The sequence below is a fragment of the Caulobacter sp. KR2-114 genome, from assembly GCF_049446115.1.
GTDB lineage: Bacteria > Pseudomonadota > Alphaproteobacteria > Caulobacterales > Caulobacteraceae > Acaudatibacter.
The window spans coordinates 465,960-482,514 of the sequence record NZ_JBMSEC010000001.1 but is presented as its reverse complement, the minus strand read 5'-3'; the positions used below and the strand labels follow the sequence as shown (position 1 = coordinate 482,514).

Genomic DNA, 16,555 nt, shown 5'->3' with positions numbered 1-16,555 from the left:
CTAAACCCTTGCCGAGGTGCGCAGCATCAGCCGCGACAGGCCCAGAACGATGGTGGTCAACATGAACAGCACCACCCCCAGGGCGATCAGGGAGGCGGTGTGCAGCGGCGAGGTCGCCTCGGTGAACTCGTTGGCGATGGTCGAGGAGATCGTCGAGCCGCTGTCGAACAGACCCTTGGGGAAGGCGTGCGAGTTGCCGATGATGAAGGTCACGGCCATGGTCTCGCCGAGCGCGCGGCCCAGGCCCAGCATCACCGCCCCCACTGCGCCGCGGCGCACATAGGGCAGGGTGACCTGCATCACCACTTCCTGTGTCGTCGCGCCCAGGCCGTAGGCGCTCTCGCGCACCTGGGCCGGCACGGTCAGCAGCAGCTCGCGCAGGGTGGCGGCCATGAACGGCAGGATCATGATGGCCAGGATGATCGAGGCGGCCAGGATGCCGGAGCCGCCGGGCGTGCCCTGCACCAGGGTCTCCATGAACGAGCCGGGCGGCGCCGAGGTCATCAGCGGCAGCTCCAGGTACTTCGAGAACAGCGGGGCGAAGATGAACAGGCCCCACATGCCGTAGATGATCGAGGGGATGCCGGCCAGCAGCTCCACCGCGGTGGAGATCGTGCGGCGCAGCGCGGCCGGGCACAGCTCCACCAGGAAGAAGGCGATCCCGAAGGCCACCGGCACGGCCAGCAGCAGCGCCAGGGCGGCGGTGATGATGGTGCCGACGATCGGGCCGGCGGCGCCGTAGATGTCGTTCACCGGGTCCCAGGTCGAGGTGGTGAAGAAGCCGAGGCCGAACTTGGCGAAGGCGGGCCAGCCGCCGAGGATCAGGGAGATCAGCACCCCGCCGAGGGTGGCGAGCAGCATGGTGGCGGCGCTGAAGCAGAGGATCTCGAAGGCGCGCTCGAACGCGGCGCCCTTGGGCGAGGCGCGGCGCGGCGGCGCGGCGGCATTGGCGTCGAGGGCGGCTTGGGTCATGGGCTCTGCGGCGTCCAGGGGTTCACTAGCATGCCGGGCGCACCGGCGCCGACAGTCGTTCTCCCCTAACTCGCCGGGAGCCAGGGGAGAACGGGTCGTCTGACGTTACGGGTAGACCGGCTTGCCGTTGGCGCCCTTGATGTTGGCCCACGACTTGCGGATCAGGGCCTTCACGCTGTCGGGCAGCGGCACGTAGTCGAGCTGCGCGGCGGCCGGATTGCCGTTCTTATAGGACCAGTCGAAGAACGCCAGCACGTCGTGGACGGCCTGCGGGTTCGCCGGCTGCTTGTGCACCAGGATGAAGGTGGCGCCGGTGATCGGCCAGGAGTTCGCGCCCGGCTGGTCGAGCAGCAGCAGGTAGAAGCCCGGAGCGGTGCTCCACTTGGCGCCGGCGGCGGCGGCGGCGAAGTTCTCGGCCGTCGGGGCCACCCACTTGTTCGCCTTGTTCTGCATGACGGCGTACGCCATGTGGTTCTGCTTGGCGTAGGCGTACTCGACGTAGCCGATCGAGCCGGGGGTCTGCTTGACGAAGGCGGCGACGCCGTCGTTGCCCTTGCCGCCGATGCCGGTCGGCCAGTTCACCGAGTCGTTGGCGCCGACGTCGGTCTTCCAGTGCGCCGCCTGCAGCGACAGGTAGCTGGTGTAGAGGAAGGTGGTGCCCGAGCCGTCCGAGCGGTGCACGACGGTGATCGGCAGGTTCGGCAGCTTCACGCCCTTGTTGTAGGAGGCGAGGGTCGGGTCGTTCCAGTTCTTGATCACGCCGCGGTAGATGTCGGCGAGCAGCGGCCCGGTCAGGTGCAGCTGGCCGGCGTTGACGCCGGGGATGTTCACCACCGGCACCACGCCGCCGATGACCGTCGGGAACTGCACGAGGCCGTTGGCGGCCTGGACCTCGGCGGTCAGGGGCTTGTCGGAAGCGCCGAAGTCGACGGTGCTGGCCTCGATCTGCTTGATGCCGCCGCCGGAACCGATCGCCTGGTAGTTCAGGACGTTGCCGGTCGCGGCCTTGTAGGCTTCGGCCCACTTCGCATAGACCGGCGCCGGGAAGGTCGCCCCCGCGCCCGAGATGCTCGCCGCGATCGCAACCGTGCAGGCCGCAGCCGCGGTGGCGCCAATCGCGGCGCCGATGATTTTCTTCAACATGGCTTTCTCCAGTAGAGCGCCCCATCCATGTCGCTCTCGGCCGCTGCTCTACCGATGGTCTTTGAAAGTTTAGTGACAGTTCGCCCGATGGAAATATGACAATATCTTCACAAGTCTGACCGGGTCAGCCGAGGTGTTGCCAAAGCGCCACTGTCATAAAGCCGTTACATAAACTTCAGTTGGCCGTCACATGCGGCGACTAGGAGACCCCCATCGAGAGTCACGCCCCGTCGAAGCGGACCGGCGTGAATGCCAGAGGGGATTTCAATGCAATATAATCAGCAGGCGCGTACGCGTCGCTTCGGGCGGGGCGCGTCCATCGCTGCCCTGATGTGTGGCGTCGCCGCGGTCGGTCTGGCCGCGCCGGGTGTCGCCAGCGCCAAGGCCCGCAAGCACCACGCCGCGCCCGCCGCGCCGTCGGCCAGCAAGGCGGAGCTCGACGAGCTCCGCGCCGAGGTGCAGGACCTGAAGGCCTGGAAGGACTCCCAGGCCGCCGCCCAGGCCCAGACCCAGGCCGACCTGAACGCCGCGCGCCAGGCCGCCGCCGACGCCACGGCCCGCGCCGAGCACGCCGAGGCCCAGGTCAACGCCCAGATCCAGACCATCCCGGGCGAGGTCCAGGGCGAGGTGAAGAGCCAGGTCGCCAAGTCGATCCCGCCGAAGGGCTGGGAAGGCTCCACCAGCGTCAACGGCCGCATGTACTGGGATGTCTCCAGCATCAACCAGCGCAGCGACAGCCTGAACACCGCCAACCCGCTGACCCGCACCCCGGGCTCATCGAACGGCGTCGGCTTCGACATCAAGCGCTTCTATGTGGGCATCGACCACAAGTTCAACGACATGTTCTCGGCGAACATCACGACGGACTTCAACTACCAGTCGAGCCTCGGCCAGTCGGCGATCTACATCAAGAAGGCCTACCTGCAGGCCAAGTTCAACGACGCCTTCATCGTCCGCGCCGGTTCGGCGGACCTGCCCTGGGTTCCGTTCATGGAAGACCAGTACGGCAACCGCTACATCGAAAACGTGATGATCGACCGCGACAAGTTCGGCACCTCCGCCGACTGGGGCGTGCACGCGCTCGGCAAGTTCGGCCAGAACGGCATGTTCCAGTACCAGGTCTCGGTGATCAACGGCTCGGGCTACAAGGCCGTCTCCACCGGCACGGGTTCGACCCGCACGCACAGCGTCGACGTCGAAGGTCGCCTGAGCATGAACGTGCAGCACTTCACCTTCGCGGTGGGCGGTTACGACGGCAAGCTGGGCAAGGACACCATCGGCTCGCTGACCCGCAGCGCCAGCCGCTTCGACGCCGCCGGCATCTACAACGACGGCCGCTTCCGTGTGGGCGTCGAGTACTTCAAGGCCTGGAACTACTCCGCCGTGCCGCTGGCCAGCGCCAAGGACGAGGCCGAGGGCGTGTCGGGCTTCGCCTCGTTCAACATCAACAAGCAGGTGGCGATCTTCGGCCGCTATGACTGGGTCAATCCGCGCCAGCTGACCGTGCCGCACGGCCGCGACAACTACTTCAACGTCGGCATCTCGTATGAGCCGGTGAAAATCGTCGACTTCGCCCTGGTGTACAAGCGCGACAGCATCGACAACATCAACCTCAGCACCTCCAACGGCTCGATCGGCCCGGCGTCCGGCTCTGCCGCCGCCATGCTCGGCCGCGGTGGGACCTACGACGAGTTCGGTCTGTGGGGCCAGGTCCGCTGGTAGTCTCGATCTGAGCGGCGCCGGGGCGGCGCGCTTCGGGCCAGCGCCCGAAGACCCTGCCGTCCCGGCGTGCGTTTGCCTGAACACCGGGACGGATCCTCCCCCCCGACCGTCCCAGCCTCCGCCCGACGCCGCCGGCGCCGGGCGGTTCTTTTTTCTGGGCGCGATTTTCCGGGCGCGATTTTCCGGCTGCGATTTCTGCGCCGCCGCAGAATTTTCGCGCCCCCGGCTGGACGCGCCGCCGCCGCCGGCGCATGAGGCCGCCATGACCGCCGCTTCCGTCGACACCGCGCCGCCCGGCGATCATTCCCAGCGTCTGGCCCTGGCGGCCCTGGTGTTCGGCGCCCTGGCGATCGGCGCCGCGCCGATCTTCGTGCGGCTGTCGCAGACCGGACCCGCGGCCACCGGCTTCTGGCGGCTGGTGTTCGCCCTGCCGATCCTGGTGGCGATGAGCGTTCGCCGCGAGGGCGGGATCGGCAAGGCCACCCCGGCGAACCTCGCCGCCGGCCTGATGTTCGCCCTCGACCTGGCGTGCTGGCACTACGGCATCCGCTTCACCAGCGTCGCCAACGCCACCGTCCTGCCGAACCTGACGCCGGTGCTGGTGACCCTGGCGGCGTGGCTGCTGTTCAAGGAGCGGCCCCGCGGCGTGTTCCTGCTGGGGCTGGCGGTCGCGGTCGGCGGCGCCGTGGTGATGGCGCTGGCCAACGCCGGCGCCGGCGCGGTCGGGACACGGCCGCACCTGGGCGACGCCCTCTCGATCTCCACCGCCTTCTGGTACGGCCTCTATTTCGTCGCCGTGCGCCAGGCCCGCACCAGCCAGTCGGCGACCCGGGTGATGACCTGGTCGAGCCTGGCCGGCGCGCCGATCCTGCTGCTGGTCGCGGTGGTTCTCAAGGAGCCGCTCATCCCGACGGACCCGATGCTGTGGGGGCCGCTGGCGGCGCTCGGCCTGGTGCACGTGCTGGGCCAGGGCTCGATCGCCTGGGCGCTGGGCCGCCTGCCGACCGCCACCGCCGCCCTGGTGGTTCTGGTGCAGCCGGTGGCCGCGGCCTTGCTGGCCTTCCTGGTGTTCGGCGAGGCGATGACCCCGGTGCAGGCCCTGGGCGGCGTCCTGGCCCTGGCCGGGGTGGTGATCGCGCAGTGGAAGGGCAAGGCCGCCCCGACCGAGGCCGCCGAGGCCTGACGGCTCAGGCCATCTGGCCGGGGTCGTAGAAGAACTGTTCCTCGACCACCTTGTCGCCGTCCCACCGCTGCCAGGCGATCTCCTCCATGCGGCGCACCTTGTCGTCCGCGCCGGTGAATTCGAAGGCCCAACGAATCGCCACCATGTCGCCCTCGATCAGGATCGGCGACAGGCGCGAGGCCTTGATCGCCTTGGAGCGGGCCATGACGTGGCGTTCGCCCTCGATCAGCACCGGCAGGCCGCCGCGCGGCGCGCCGACGTTCTCGCGCATGGTGGCCTGGGGGGCGTACCAGCCCTCCAGCGCCTCGATGAAGCGGCCGGCCTCCACGGCGGCGGCGAAGGCTTCGACAACGGCTCGGTCGGGCATGGGAGATCCTCTGGTCAGGCTTCGGGGTGGGTGTGGACGAGGCCCGCCAGGCGCAGGAAGGCCGGGCCGCTGCGGGCGGTGTAGGCGAACTCGCCGCAGGCCTTGATCTCGGCCAGCACGGTGCGCGCGTGGTCGTAGGCCGCCGCCATCAGGCTGCCGCCCAGCGAGATCCGCCGCACGCCGGCGCGGAACAGCTCGGCGGCAGAGGCTGTGGGGCCGAAGCCGCCCGCCATCAGGTTGAGGGGGCCGGGCAGGGCGTCGGCCAGGGCCTTGCCGGTCGCCGCGTCGCCGGGGCCCGGCACGAACACCGAGCGCGCGCCGGCGTCGAGATAGAGGCGGCCGCGCCGCACGCTCTCCTCGAACGCTGCGTCAGGCGGATGGCGGCCCAGGAAATAGGCGTCGGTGCGCGCGTTCAGCACGAAGTCGTCCAGGCCGGCCTGCCGCGCGGCGGCGACGCCGGCGGCGATCCGCTCGGCCTGCGCGTCGGCCGCGATCAGCTCGCGCGTGGCCGGATCGCTGTCCTCGATGTTGCAGCCCACCACGCCCGCCGCGATCGCCAGGCGCACGGTCTCGGCCACGTCGGCGGGGGAGGGGCCATAGCCGGCCTCGAGGTCGGCGGTGACCGGGATCGGCAGGCGACGGGCGATGCTGCCCGCCACGGCCAGCATGCGCTCGCGGCCGATCTTCTCACCGTCCATCAGGCCCATGGCGAAGGCGACGCCGGCCGAGGTGGTGCCGATCGCCGGATAGCCGGCGTCCATGGCCATCAGCGCGCTGGGGATGTCCCAGGCGTTGGGCAGCACGAAGCAGCCGGCGTCGTGCTGGGCGCGGAACCGGCGCGCCCGGTCCTGCTGGGCTTCATCGACCATCGCGCGCTCCATAAACCGACTGGAGGTCGGTAAATACCGACGCTGCGTCGGTTTGTCAAACCGTGGCCGCCGATTTCGTGCTAGGCAGGGGCATGGCGAGTCAGGCGGAACGGCGCGAGAAGACCCGGGGCGCGATCCTGGCGGCGGCGGAGGCGGCGTTCTCCGGCGACGGCTTCGCCGCGACCACCATCGACCGGATCGCCGCCGCGGCAGGGGTGGCCAAGGGCGCGGTCTACCATCACTTCGCGTCCAAGGAGGCGCTGTTCGAGGCGGTGTTCGACCAGGCCTCGCGCGGGCTGGTGCGCCGGGTGATCGGCAAGTCCGTCGGGGCGCGCGACGTGCTGGACGGGATGGTGGTGGGCTCGCGCGAGTACTTCGCCGCCTGCGCCGAACCGGCGCTGGGGCGGATCATCCTGCACGACGGACCGATGGTGCTGGGCTGGGAGCGCTGGCGGCAGATCGACGCCGAACACTTCGGCCGCATGTTCCCGATCGCCCTGACCCAGGCCATGGACCAGGGCCTGCTGGCGCGCCAGCCGGTCGAGCCGCTGGCCCGGCTGCTGGTGGGCGCGGTGACCGAGGCGGCCGTGGCCTGCGCCTCGGCGGAGGATCCGGCCGCCGTCGGCCGCCAGCACGCCGCCGCGCTGGAGGCGGTGATCGAGGGGCTGCGGCGCCGGGCCTGAGGCCGGCCTATCGCCCCGCCCGGAAGCCCTTCATCAGCGCGCCCAGCGCCGTGCGGCGCAGGACCTCGAACCCGGGTTCCTTGGGCAGCCGCCCGGCCAGCCGCAGCACGATCAGGCCGTGGATCGTCGCCCAGAACACATAGCCCAGCAGCTCGGGATCGCCCTCCAGCACCCCGGCCTCGACCATCTCGCGCACATAGCGGCTCATGCCGATCCGCGCCGCGGCGGCGGCCTCCGCCAGGTCGGGATAGCGTCCCTCGTCCGGCTGGGTGAGGTCGAACATCAGCCGGTATTCGGCGGGATTCTCGTCGGCGAAGCGGACGTAGGCCTCGCCGATGTCGCGGGCCTTGCGGCGCTCGCCCTCGGCCACCGACTCCAGCGCCTCCGCCAGCCGCCGGAAGGCCCGGGCGCGCACGGCGGCCAGCAGGTCTTCCTTGGTCTCGAAATAGCGATAGGCGGCCATCGGGCTGCAGCCGACCTCCGCGGCCAGGGCGCGCATGGAGAAGGCCGCCTCGCCCTGGTCGACGAACAGCCGCGCGGCCACCTGGCACAGGCGTTCGCGCATCGCCTCGCGGTCCTCCGCCGAGCGGGCGCGGGTCCGGGCGGGCGGGCCATCCGCCTTGGCGTCGGTCATGAGGCGGCCTTGGTCACGCGGGCTCCGGAAAATGGTGTTTACAGTGTACGCTTAACATGGTTGGATCGCTCGCGAAACGCCTATCGATGAGGAAATCCCATGGCTCTGCCGCCCGTCCTGCGTGATCGTCTTCGCCTGCCGGCCATCGGCTCGCCCCTGTTCATCATCTCCGGCCCCGAGCTGGTGATCGCCCAGTGCAAGGCCGGCGTGGTCGGCTCGTTCCCGTCTCTGAACGCCCGCCCGGTGTCGCAGCTCGACGAATGGCTGGCCCAGATCACCGAGGAGCTGGCGGCCTGGGACCGGGCCCATCCCGACACCCCCGCCGCCCCCTTCGCGGTGAATCAGATCGTGCACAAGACCAACAACCGTCTCGAGGAGGATGTCGCCCTCTGCGCCAAGTACAAGGTGCCGGTGGTGATCACCTCGCTGGGCGCCCGCGAGGACGTCAACCAGGCGGTGCACGGCTGGGGCGGCGTGGTGCTGCACGACGTGATCAACTCCGGCTTCGCCCGCAAGGCGGTGGAAAAGGGCGCCGACGGCCTGATCCCGGTGGCGGCCGGCGCCGGCGGCCACGCCGGCCGGCTGTCGCCCTTCGCCCTGGTGCATGAGCTGCGCGAATGGTTCGACGGCCCGATCGCCCTGTCCGGGGCGATCTCCAACGGCTGGGCGATCCTGGCCGCCCAGGCCATGGGCGCCGACCTCGCCTATATCGGCTCGGCCTTCATCGCCACTCAGGAGGCCCGCGCGGTGCAGGGCTACAAGGACATGATCGTCGAGAGCTCCGGCGAGGACATCCTCTATTCCAACCTGTTCACCGGCGTGCACGGCAACTACCTGCGCCCGTCGATCGAGCGGGCCGGCCTCGATCCCGACAACCTGCCCACGGCCGACCCGTCGAAGATGAACTTCGGCTCGGGCGGCAACACCGAGGCCAAGGCCTGGCGCGACATCTGGGGCTGCGGCCAGGGTATCGGCGCCGTCAAGCACATCCCCACCGCCGGCGAGCTGATCGCCCGCCTGTCGTCGGAGTACGAACAGGCCAAGCGCGAACTGGCCGCCAAGACCGCGTTCACCGCCGGCCAGCCGCTGGCGTTCGCGGCGGAGTAGGCCAACGCCTCTCTTCCCCCTCTGGGGGAAGTACCGGCGAAGCCGGGGAAGGGGGCTCCAGCCTGGCGTCAGCGCTCCGCTGGAGCCCCCATCGTCTCGCCGCCTTCGGCGCCGATCCACTTCCCCCAAAGGGGGAAGAGAATGTCTGCTGTCGCCTTCAGCCCGCCGCCAGCGCCCGGGCGATGATCGCCTCGACGACCTCGCCCTTGGCGTCGGCGTAGTGCTGCACGTACTTCCAGGTGCGGCTGGCCAGTTCGGTCTTCGTGGCCTCGTACAGCGCCCGTTCGTCATCGTGCGAGCGCAGCCAGTCGCGGAAGGCCAGCATCCGGCGGACCTCGCCATTGCCGGCGCTGAACACGTGCAGGTTCGCCGCGGGCTGCGTCCCCTTCAGCAGCCGGTGCTCGTTCCAGTCGGGCTCGCGCACGTGCAGCCGATAGCCCTGCGCCGTCAGCGCCGGCACATAGGCGACTTCGTTGGCGCTGTCGGCAACCACCAGCAGCATGTCGATGATCGGCTTGGCGCTGATCCCCGGGATCGAGGTCGAGCCCACGTGATGCACGTCGGCGGCCGGCCCCAGGGCGGCGCGCACCCTGGCGGCCTCGGCCTCGTACAGCGCCGGCCAGGCCGGATCGTAGGGCGACAGCGCCACCGGTCCGTCGTGCGCCTTCACCGGCGCCAGGTGGATCTTCGCGTACTCTTCCTCGGTGTAGCTGAACTCGGCCATGGAGCGCTCCGGCGACGCGGCGCGGGCTTGTAGCACAATGCCGCGGCGCCGGGGACTTGATCCGCCGATGGGAAATGACGATAGTTAGGCAACCTAACTAATTAGATTCCATTTTCCCGTAGCGATCCACTTTCGGATCAAGCGTATTTCAGGTGTGACAGCATGGATGACGGCGCCCTGGCCCGTCGCGCCGACGCGGTCGGCGACAACGATCTGGTCGAGACCCCCTTCGTCAGCGACATCGCCGTGCAGGCCGATGGCGAGGATCTGGGCGTCACCGTGCTGGAGGAGGAGCCGCCGCACGAGGCGCTCGCCGAGGCCCGCGCAGAGACCCCGGACGAGGCGGCCGCGCCGTTCAGCTCCCTGGTGCCGGCGATCATCGGCGGCGCCCTGGTGATGCAGACGCTGAACGCCACGGTGATCAACAACGCCCTGCCCAGCATGGCCCGCACGCTGCAGGAGAACCCGGTCAACCTGAACACCGCGATCACCGTCTACCTGCTGGCCTCGGCGGTGTTCCTGCCGATCAGCGGCTGGGCGGCCGACAAGTTCGGGGCCAAGCGGATGTTCCTGCTGGCCATCGTCGCCTACGCCGCGGCCTGCGCCGCCTGCGGCATCGCCCAGAACCTGCCCGAGCTGCTGCTGGCGCGCTTCGCCGAGGGCGCCGCCGGCGCCATGCTCGGCCCGGTCGGCCGGCTGGTGCTGCTGCGCTCGACGCCCAAGCACAACCTGGTGCGCGCCATGTCGGTGCTGACCATGCCGGCGCTGCTGGGGCCGGTGCTGGGACCACCGATCGGCGGCTTCATCGTCACCTATGCCTCCTGGCGCTGGTGCTTCTTCTTCAACATCCCGATCGCGGCGCTGGGCCTGTTCCTGGTCACCCGCTTCATCGACGACGTGAAGGAGGAGGAGCCCGCGCCGCTGGACTGGCCCGGCCTGTTCCTGACCGGCATCGGCATGGCCGGCATCGTCTACGGCTTCGAGAACCTGGGACGCGGGGCGTTCCCGGCCTGGGCGGTCGGCGGCATGCTGGGCGGCGGGATCCTGTGCATGCTGGTCTACGCCTGGCACGCCAGCCGCACGCCGCACGCCATCCTCGACCTGTCGCTGCTGAAGATCCGCACCTTCTCCGCCTCGGTGGTGGGCGGCGCCTTCATGCGCATGGGCATGGGCGCCTCGCCCTTCCTGCTGGCGCTGCTGCTGCAGGTGGCGTTCGGCCTCTCGGCCCTGCAGGCGGGGCTGATGACCTTCGCCAGCGCCGCCGCCGCCCTGGTGATGAAGACCGCCGCCCCGCCGATCCTGCAGCGCTTCGGCTTCAAGGCCGTGCTCAGCGTCAACGCCGTGGTCGTCGCCCTGACCTTCATGGGCTACGCCCTGTTCACCCCGGCCACCCCGCACTGGATGATCTACGCCGTGCTGCTGGCCGGCGGCTTCTTCCGCTCGCTGCAGTTCACCAGCCTGAACGGCATGGCCTTCGCCGACATCGACCGCGTCCGCATGAGCCGCGCCTCGACCATGTCGACCATGGGCCAGCAGTTGTCGCAGAGCATCGGCGTCGGCATGGCGGCGACCCTGCTGCACCTGTCGATGTCGCACGCCGGCGCGAAGCATCTGACGGCCGCCCTGATCACCCCGAGCTTCCTGGTCATCGGCGCCGTGGCGATGATCTCGACCCTGTTCTTCATCACCCTGCCCAAGGGCGCCGGCGCGGAACTGCACGGCCCCTCGCGGGCTCGCGCCTAGAGGCCGCCATGACCGCAGTCCCCGCCCGGCCGACGGTCGACAAGGCGATCCTGGACCTGGCCGAGGCCTTGCGCCCGGCGCTGCTGCGCACCTCGCGCGCCCTGCGCCGCGAGGCGCAGCGGGCAGGGGTGTCGGCCCTCGACGCCCAGATCCTGGGGGCGGTCAAGAAGCACCCCGGCATCGGCGTGAGCACCCTGGCCGACCATGAGCAGATGACCCGCCCGTCGATGTCCAGCCACGTCAAGCGCCTGGAGGCGGCCGGCTGGATCGGTCGCGACGCGGCCTCGGAGGAGGACCGTCGGCGGGTCGGCCTGCGCATCACCGCCACGGGCCAGAAGGCGCTCGACGCCATCCGCCGGCGGCGCAACGACTGGCTGGCGGCGCGGCTGTCCACCCTGTCGCCAGAGGCGCGCGCCGCCCTGGCCGCCGCGGCCGAGCCGCTGACCCGGCTGGCGGGAGACCGCTAGCGGGCGGGGCGCGGCCGCATGGGCGATCGCGTCGCCCTACGCCGGAACCAGCACCGTCTCCACGCGCGAGCCGCCGACCAGGGTGCGGTGCACCGGGCAGCGGTCGGCGATCTCCAGCAGGCGGCGGACCTGCTCGGCGTCGAGGTCGCCGTGCAGGGTGATCTTGCGGCTGAAGCGGTCGGGCGGGGTCTGGTCCGCGTCCTTGAAATGCTCGGCGCTGACCTCGACGTGGACCAGCGGCCAGCCCTTGCGGTCGGCGTAGGAGCGCACGGTCAGCGCCGTGCAGGCGGCCAGGCCCGACGACAGCAGGGTGTGGGGCGAGGGGCCCATCTCGGTGCCGTTGTTGCTGAAGGGTTCGTCGGCGATGAAGGCCTGGCCGGCGGCGCTGACCTGGCTGCGCAGGGGGCCGGGGCCGGAGTCCCGCGCCAGGGCCTCGTCGGCCGGCCGCACGGGCGCCTGCGGCGCGGCCACGGCGACCGCGCCGCAGATCGCCGCATAGATCTGGCTCATCGCCTCCAGCGCCGGGAAGTCCGGGCCTTCGAGCCCGTGCTCATAGGCCACCGCGTGCGGTTCGCGGTAGGTCACCCACACGGCGCCCTCGTCGTCTTCCCAGACCAGCGCCTTCAGCGGCAGGTCGAGGCCGATCATGCGGTTGGCGGCCATCAGCGGCGTGCCGCCCTTCGGCGAGCCGAACAGCAGCACCACGGTGGGCGGCAGGGCCTGGCCGAACGCCTTGGCCCCGGCGGCGTGGTCGACCTTGCCGAACAGGATCAGATCGCGCGCGGCCAGCACCCCCTCCACCAGACTCACGGTGGTGGCGAAGCTGTTGGCGCTGCGCACGGTTACCAGCCCTTCCTCGGCCATGTCGGTCTCCTTGTCCTTCTTCCGAAGCGTCGCGGCCAAACTTAAGCGTTCGGATCGCCGGGCGCTTGCCCGAAAGCACTTTGTCTTCGCCTGAACAGCGATAAGATTGCGGCGACGGCCATCAAGAGCCGCGCGCCCGCCGCCCCGGAGGACACCATGGACGCCCGCCTGCGCTATACCCGCGACGAGATCATGAGCAGCCACGACTACGCGCGGCCGCATGAGGAGGCGGGCTACCGGCTGCATGGCGGCTTCACCGCCGATGGGACCTATGTCTCGCCGCGCACCAAGGCGCGCTGGCCGGCGGTCAAGGCCTGGGGCGAGGCGCTGCAGGCGCGGGGCTGGCCGCTGATCGACGCCACGGGCGCCCTGCTGCAGCGCGAGGGCTACCCCACCTTCGCCCAGCAGAAGCTGCTGCTGCAGGAAGGCTTCGGCCAGACGCTGTGGAACTCGCTGACCACCACCGGGGTGATCGAGGCGCGCGGCCAGGCCCTGTGCAACGTCACCGCCCCGGACATGCAGCGGCTGATCGTCGAGCCGATCGACGACAGCGCCACCGGCCACATGAACGCCGGCCTGCTGTACGCCCACGGCGCCGACGAGGGCGGCGATCCGGCCAAGCCGGGCGAGCGGGCGCATGACGCCATGTGGTTCGCCGCCCGCGACCTGGTGTTCGGCAAGGACGCCTATCCGCTGCCGGAAGTTCCCGCCTCCATCGCCCGGCCGGTGGAAGACCGGGAAATGCCCCAGATTCCCGAAGGCTACGAGCAGCTCATCAAGTTCCTGATGAATGTGCTGATGATCGAGATCCGTGCGGAATCGTTCTTCTCGCTGTGCTGCCGGGTGTTCCGCGATCCGGAGCTGTTCACCGATCGCCGGCAGGCGGCCGAGCTGGCCGCGACCATGGTCGAGCGCATCCGCACCGACGAGGCGATCCACGTCGGCTACCTGCAGGTGCTGATCTCCGAGATGCGCAGCTGGCAGTGGCGGACGGTCGACGGCAAGGTGGTCCCGGGCGCCGAGATCATCGATCCGGTGTGGGCCAGGATGGTCGAGTGGCACGGCAAGACCGAGCGCGATCTCGCCGCCGCGCGCACCCGCGAGGCGCTCAAAGGCCAGATCGCCGCCGTCCGCGGCGAGGCTGGCGCGGCCGCCCTGCTGGCCAGGCTCGACGCCCTGGACGCCCGCGCCGCCGCCTGAACCCGCCTCTGACGCCGGCGGGGGCAACGGGAATGTGACTCCAGGGGCGGTTCTGGCCGGACGGCGACTCACCGCATGGTCCGGCCGCGTACAATTTCGGGGAGCGGACGATGCGGCGGATGGTGCTGGCGCTGGCGGCGGGGAGTGTGGCGGCGGGCGCGGTGCTGGCTGGCGTGAGCGCCGCCGCGGCCCCGAGCGATCGGGAGTTCTTCACCGGCGAGGCCCTCTACCAGCGTTGCGCCGCCGGCCCGGCCGACCCCGACTTCGCGGCGCGCAAGGCGGCCTGCCGCGGCTATGTGCTGGGGGTGAGCGACACCCTCCAGGCGGGGCAGGGGACGGCGCCGATCGCCGGACCGCCGCGCGCGGCGGCCGTCTGCCTGCCCGACATCGACGCCGACCAGATGGTCGAGACGGTGTCCCGCTACCTGACCGATCACGCCGAGAACCGCCGCTACGCCGGGCCCGACGTGGTCTACATGGCGCTGAAGGCGGCCTATCCCTGCGCCTGACCGGCAGGGCGAGGGGTAAGGGCGCGCGCGGCTTGCCAGCCGACGCGCCTGGCCGCACAAGCTCCGGCCATGTCCGCTTCGCCGCCTGACCCGGCGCCGGCCGAGCGCCCCGCGCCGCCTGGCGCTGTCGCCTCCCGGATCCCGGCTCCCGACACCCGGGCGCTGTTCCTCGCCTTCCTCGGCATCGCCATCTCCGGCTTCGGCGGCGTGCTGCCGTTCGCCCGGCGCATGCTGGTCGAGCGGCGCGGCTGGCTGACGGCGGACGAGTTCAACGAGACCCTGTCGCTCTGCCAGTCCCTGCCCGGGCCCAACATCGTCAACCTGTCGATCGCCACCGGCCAGCGGTTCGCCGGCGCGCGCGGCGCGGTGGCGGCGGTCAGCGGCCTGGTGCTGGCGCCGATGGCGATCGTCATCGTCCTGGGCGCGCTCTACAGCCGGTTCGGCGGGCTTGAGCGGCTGCAGGGCGCGGTCACGGGCCTGGGGGCGGCGGCGGCCGGGCTGGTGGTCGCCACGGCGGCGAAGATGGCCGAGCCGCTGCTGCGCAGCCGGCTGCTCAGCGCCGGGCCCTTCGTCCTGCTGGCGTTCGCCGGCGTGGGCGTGATGCGCTGGCCGCTGCCCTGGGTGCTGCTGGCGCTGGCGCCGGTGAGCGTGGCGGTGGTCTGGACCCTGCGCCGGGGCGGGGGAGGGGCGGCGTGAAGGTCTCGATTCTCGGCGCCCTGCTGACCCAGTTCGCCATCCTGTCGCTGATGGCCTTCGGCGGCGCCAACGCCGTTGTCCCGGAGATCCAGCGCCAGGCGGTGGGCGTGCACCACTGGATGACCGACAAGGACTTCGCCGCCCTGTTCGCCATCGCCCAGGCCTCGCCCGGCCCGAACTTCCTGATCGCCACCCTGGTGGGCTGGAAGGCGGCCGGCCTGGCCGGCGCCCTCACGGCCACGGCGGCGATGTGTGCGCCGTCGTGCCTCTTGACCTACTGGCTGGTGAAGGCCTGGGACCGCTACCGCGAGACCCGCTGGCGCAACGCCATCGCAGCCGGCGTCGCCCCGGTGACCGTCGGCCTGATCGCCTCCAGCGCCCTGGTCCTGGTGCGCGCCGCCGACCACGGCTGGAAGCTGGGGATCATCACCGCCGCCACGGCCGCGGTGTCCTATTTCACCAAGTACAATCCGTTGTGGTGCCTGGCGATCGCCGGGGGACTCGGGGCGGTGGGACTGCTTTCCTAACGCCGGCGGCCCGCAAGACATCGCCCGGCTTCAGCCCACCACCGTCACCCTCGGGCGTAAGTCCCGAGGGTCTTGCACACGAGAGCACGATTGGCGCGCTTCGAAGGGCGCGCCACGGCAGGGCGGGCGCCGCCTGTGCGTCGCTCCGCTGCCGCTCGCGACAGCCTCTCACGCGTTCATGGATCCCCGGGACTTACGCCCGGGGATGACGGTTGAGAGGGGGAAGGCGATCGTGTTCGGTCGGGTTGAAGGGGGCCTCAGCCCCCGCCGCGGCGGGCGGCGCGGGCGTCCTGGAAGGCCTGCATCGCCTGGGCCGGTTCGTCGCTGCGATAGGCGTCGGCGAAGGCTTCCACCCCGGCGGCGATGGCCTCGGTCAGCGGCAGGTCCTCCCAGCGGCGGATCAGGGCCTTCTGCAGGCGCACCGCCTTGGGCGTCGAGGTCATCAGCGCCGCCAGCCAGCGCTCGACGGTCAGGTCGATCTCGGCGGCGGGGCAGGCCTCCTCGATCAATCGCCAGGCGCGCGCCTCGGCGGCGCCGAAGGTCTCGCCCAGCAGCAACATCTGCCGGGCGCGGCCCCAGCCGACCAGGCCGGGCAGCAGGGCGGCCTCCACCACCGAAGGGATGCCCAGCTTCACCTCCGGCATGCCGAAGGTCGAGCCCAGGGAGGCGACCCGTAGATCGCAGGCCGCCGCCAGCTCCAGGCCCGCGCCGAGGCAGTAGCCGTTTACGCGGGCGATCACGGGCACGGGCAGGTCGCGCACGGCGCGGCAGCAGGCGTGCACCTTGAGGATGAAGCTACGCGCGGCGTCCGGGCTGGCGATGGCGGCCATCTCGTCGACGTCGGCGCCGCCGACGAAGGCGCGGTCTCCGGCGCCTGTCAGCACGACGGCCCGCAACGCCTCGTTGTCGGCCAGCTCGGCCAGGGTGGCGACGAAGCCCTCCATCAGGGCAGAGTTCATCACGTTCAGGCGCCGGGCGTTGTCCAGGACGACGAAGGCCACCACGCCGCCCTCGCGTTGATCCAGCCGGACCTGGACCTGGCCGTCCCCCGCGGTCGGCCCGGATGTCTGGTCGGTCATGGCTTGCGATCCTTTCGCGCCCGTCGCATTGGTCGCCCAAGACGTTTCCGGGCGCCCCGTCACGTT

Annotated in this window: 18 protein-coding genes; 10 read left to right on the top strand and 8 right to left on the bottom strand. The window is 70.9% G+C overall.

Going from position 1 to position 16,555, the window contains the following annotated elements; all coding sequences use genetic code 11:
- Entirely contained in the window at positions 1 to 972 is a 972-nt protein-coding gene (gene pstC, locus ACO2Q3_RS02050) for a phosphate ABC transporter permease subunit PstC (RefSeq protein WP_423304727.1), read from the bottom strand.
- A gap of 105 nt (positions 973 to 1,077) precedes the next feature.
- Positions 1,078 to 2,115, bottom strand: a complete 1,038-nt coding sequence (pstS, locus tag ACO2Q3_RS02045) for a phosphate ABC transporter substrate-binding protein PstS (protein WP_423304726.1) — start codon at positions 2,113 to 2,115, stop codon at positions 1,078 to 1,080.
- 267 nt (positions 2,116 to 2,382) lie between these two features.
- Between pstS and ACO2Q3_RS02040 the strand changes: the two genes are divergently transcribed.
- Both ACO2Q3_RS02040 and ACO2Q3_RS02035 read left to right on the top strand, forming a co-directional pair.
- A complete protein-coding gene (locus ACO2Q3_RS02040; protein WP_423304725.1) occupies positions 2,383 to 3,837 on the top strand; it encodes a hypothetical protein in 1,455 nt (484 codons plus the stop codon).
- Positions 3,838 to 4,099: 262 nt separating this feature from the next.
- Complete coding sequence (locus tag ACO2Q3_RS02035; RefSeq protein WP_423304724.1) at positions 4,100 to 5,020, top strand: DMT family transporter; 921 nt, start codon at positions 4,100 to 4,102, stop codon at positions 5,018 to 5,020.
- Between the two features lie 4 nt (positions 5,021 to 5,024).
- Here ACO2Q3_RS02035 and ACO2Q3_RS02030 read toward each other — a convergent pair whose 3' ends face one another.
- Together ACO2Q3_RS02030 and ACO2Q3_RS02025 are read right to left on the bottom strand one after the other, a co-directional pair.
- Entirely contained in the window at positions 5,025 to 5,387 is a 363-nt protein-coding gene (locus ACO2Q3_RS02030) for a nuclear transport factor 2 family protein (protein WP_423304723.1), read from the bottom strand.
- A gap of 14 nt (positions 5,388 to 5,401) precedes the next feature.
- Positions 5,402 to 6,256: an isocitrate lyase/PEP mutase family protein gene (locus ACO2Q3_RS02025; protein WP_423304722.1), complete on the bottom strand. Its 855-nt coding sequence runs from the start codon at positions 6,254 to 6,256 to the stop codon at positions 5,402 to 5,404.
- A gap of 92 nt (positions 6,257 to 6,348) precedes the next feature.
- On the opposite strand from ACO2Q3_RS02025, the gene ACO2Q3_RS02020 reads away from it, so the two are divergent.
- Positions 6,349 to 6,939, top strand: coding sequence for a TetR/AcrR family transcriptional regulator (locus tag ACO2Q3_RS02020; RefSeq protein ID WP_423304721.1), 591 nt, complete (start codon positions 6,349 to 6,351; stop codon positions 6,937 to 6,939).
- Between the two features lie 7 nt (positions 6,940 to 6,946).
- Here ACO2Q3_RS02020 and ACO2Q3_RS02015 read toward each other — a convergent pair whose 3' ends face one another.
- Positions 6,947 to 7,573: a TetR/AcrR family transcriptional regulator gene (locus ACO2Q3_RS02015; protein ID WP_423304720.1), complete on the bottom strand. Its 627-nt coding sequence runs from the start codon at positions 7,571 to 7,573 to the stop codon at positions 6,947 to 6,949.
- A gap of 99 nt (positions 7,574 to 7,672) precedes the next feature.
- On the opposite strand from ACO2Q3_RS02015, the gene ACO2Q3_RS02010 reads away from it, so the two are divergent.
- On the top strand, positions 7,673 to 8,680 hold the full coding sequence (locus tag ACO2Q3_RS02010; protein WP_423304719.1) for an NAD(P)H-dependent flavin oxidoreductase: 1,008 nt from the start codon (positions 7,673 to 7,675) through the stop codon (positions 8,678 to 8,680).
- 157 nt (positions 8,681 to 8,837) lie between these two features.
- Here the strand turns inward: ACO2Q3_RS02010 and ACO2Q3_RS02005 are convergent, their stop codons facing one another.
- Positions 8,838 to 9,404: a GrpB family protein gene (locus ACO2Q3_RS02005; protein WP_423304718.1), complete on the bottom strand. Its 567-nt coding sequence runs from the start codon at positions 9,402 to 9,404 to the stop codon at positions 8,838 to 8,840.
- Between the two features lie 162 nt (positions 9,405 to 9,566).
- Here ACO2Q3_RS02005 and ACO2Q3_RS02000 point away from each other — a divergent pair, with 162 nt between their 5' ends.
- Both ACO2Q3_RS02000 and ACO2Q3_RS01995 read left to right on the top strand, forming a co-directional pair.
- Positions 9,567 to 11,147: an MFS transporter gene (locus tag ACO2Q3_RS02000; RefSeq protein WP_423304717.1), complete on the top strand. Its 1,581-nt coding sequence runs from the start codon at positions 9,567 to 9,569 to the stop codon at positions 11,145 to 11,147.
- Between the two features lie 8 nt (positions 11,148 to 11,155).
- Positions 11,156 to 11,614, top strand: coding sequence for a MarR family winged helix-turn-helix transcriptional regulator (locus ACO2Q3_RS01995; protein ID WP_423304716.1), 459 nt, complete (start codon positions 11,156 to 11,158; stop codon positions 11,612 to 11,614).
- Positions 11,615 to 11,650: 36 nt separating this feature from the next.
- Here the strand turns inward: ACO2Q3_RS01995 and ACO2Q3_RS01990 are convergent, their stop codons facing one another.
- Entirely contained in the window at positions 11,651 to 12,478 is an 828-nt protein-coding gene (locus ACO2Q3_RS01990) for a DUF302 domain-containing protein (RefSeq protein ID WP_423304715.1), read from the bottom strand.
- A gap of 156 nt (positions 12,479 to 12,634) precedes the next feature.
- Here ACO2Q3_RS01990 and ACO2Q3_RS01985 point away from each other — a divergent pair, with 156 nt between their 5' ends.
- The 4 genes from ACO2Q3_RS01985 (at position 12,635) to ACO2Q3_RS01970 (ending at position 15,410) form a co-directional block, all read left to right on the top strand.
- Positions 12,635 to 13,678, top strand: a complete 1,044-nt coding sequence (locus ACO2Q3_RS01985; RefSeq protein ID WP_423304714.1) for a hypothetical protein — start codon at positions 12,635 to 12,637, stop codon at positions 13,676 to 13,678.
- A gap of 110 nt (positions 13,679 to 13,788) precedes the next feature.
- A complete protein-coding gene (locus tag ACO2Q3_RS01980) occupies positions 13,789 to 14,187 on the top strand; it encodes a Rap1a/Tai family immunity protein (protein ID WP_423304713.1) in 399 nt (132 codons plus the stop codon).
- 69 nt (positions 14,188 to 14,256) lie between these two features.
- A complete protein-coding gene (locus ACO2Q3_RS01975) occupies positions 14,257 to 14,883 on the top strand; it encodes a chromate transporter (RefSeq protein WP_423304712.1) in 627 nt (208 codons plus the stop codon).
- Complete coding sequence (locus ACO2Q3_RS01970) at positions 14,880 to 15,410, top strand: chromate transporter (RefSeq protein WP_423304711.1); 531 nt, start codon at positions 14,880 to 14,882, stop codon at positions 15,408 to 15,410. The genes ACO2Q3_RS01975 and ACO2Q3_RS01970 overlap by 4 nt, the downstream gene beginning before the upstream one ends.
- A 257-nt stretch (positions 15,411 to 15,667) precedes the next feature.
- Here ACO2Q3_RS01970 and ACO2Q3_RS01965 read toward each other — a convergent pair whose 3' ends face one another.
- A complete protein-coding gene (locus ACO2Q3_RS01965; RefSeq protein WP_423304710.1) occupies positions 15,668 to 16,489 on the bottom strand; it encodes an enoyl-CoA hydratase in 822 nt (273 codons plus the stop codon).
- Between the last annotated feature and the right edge of the window lie 66 nt (positions 16,490 to 16,555).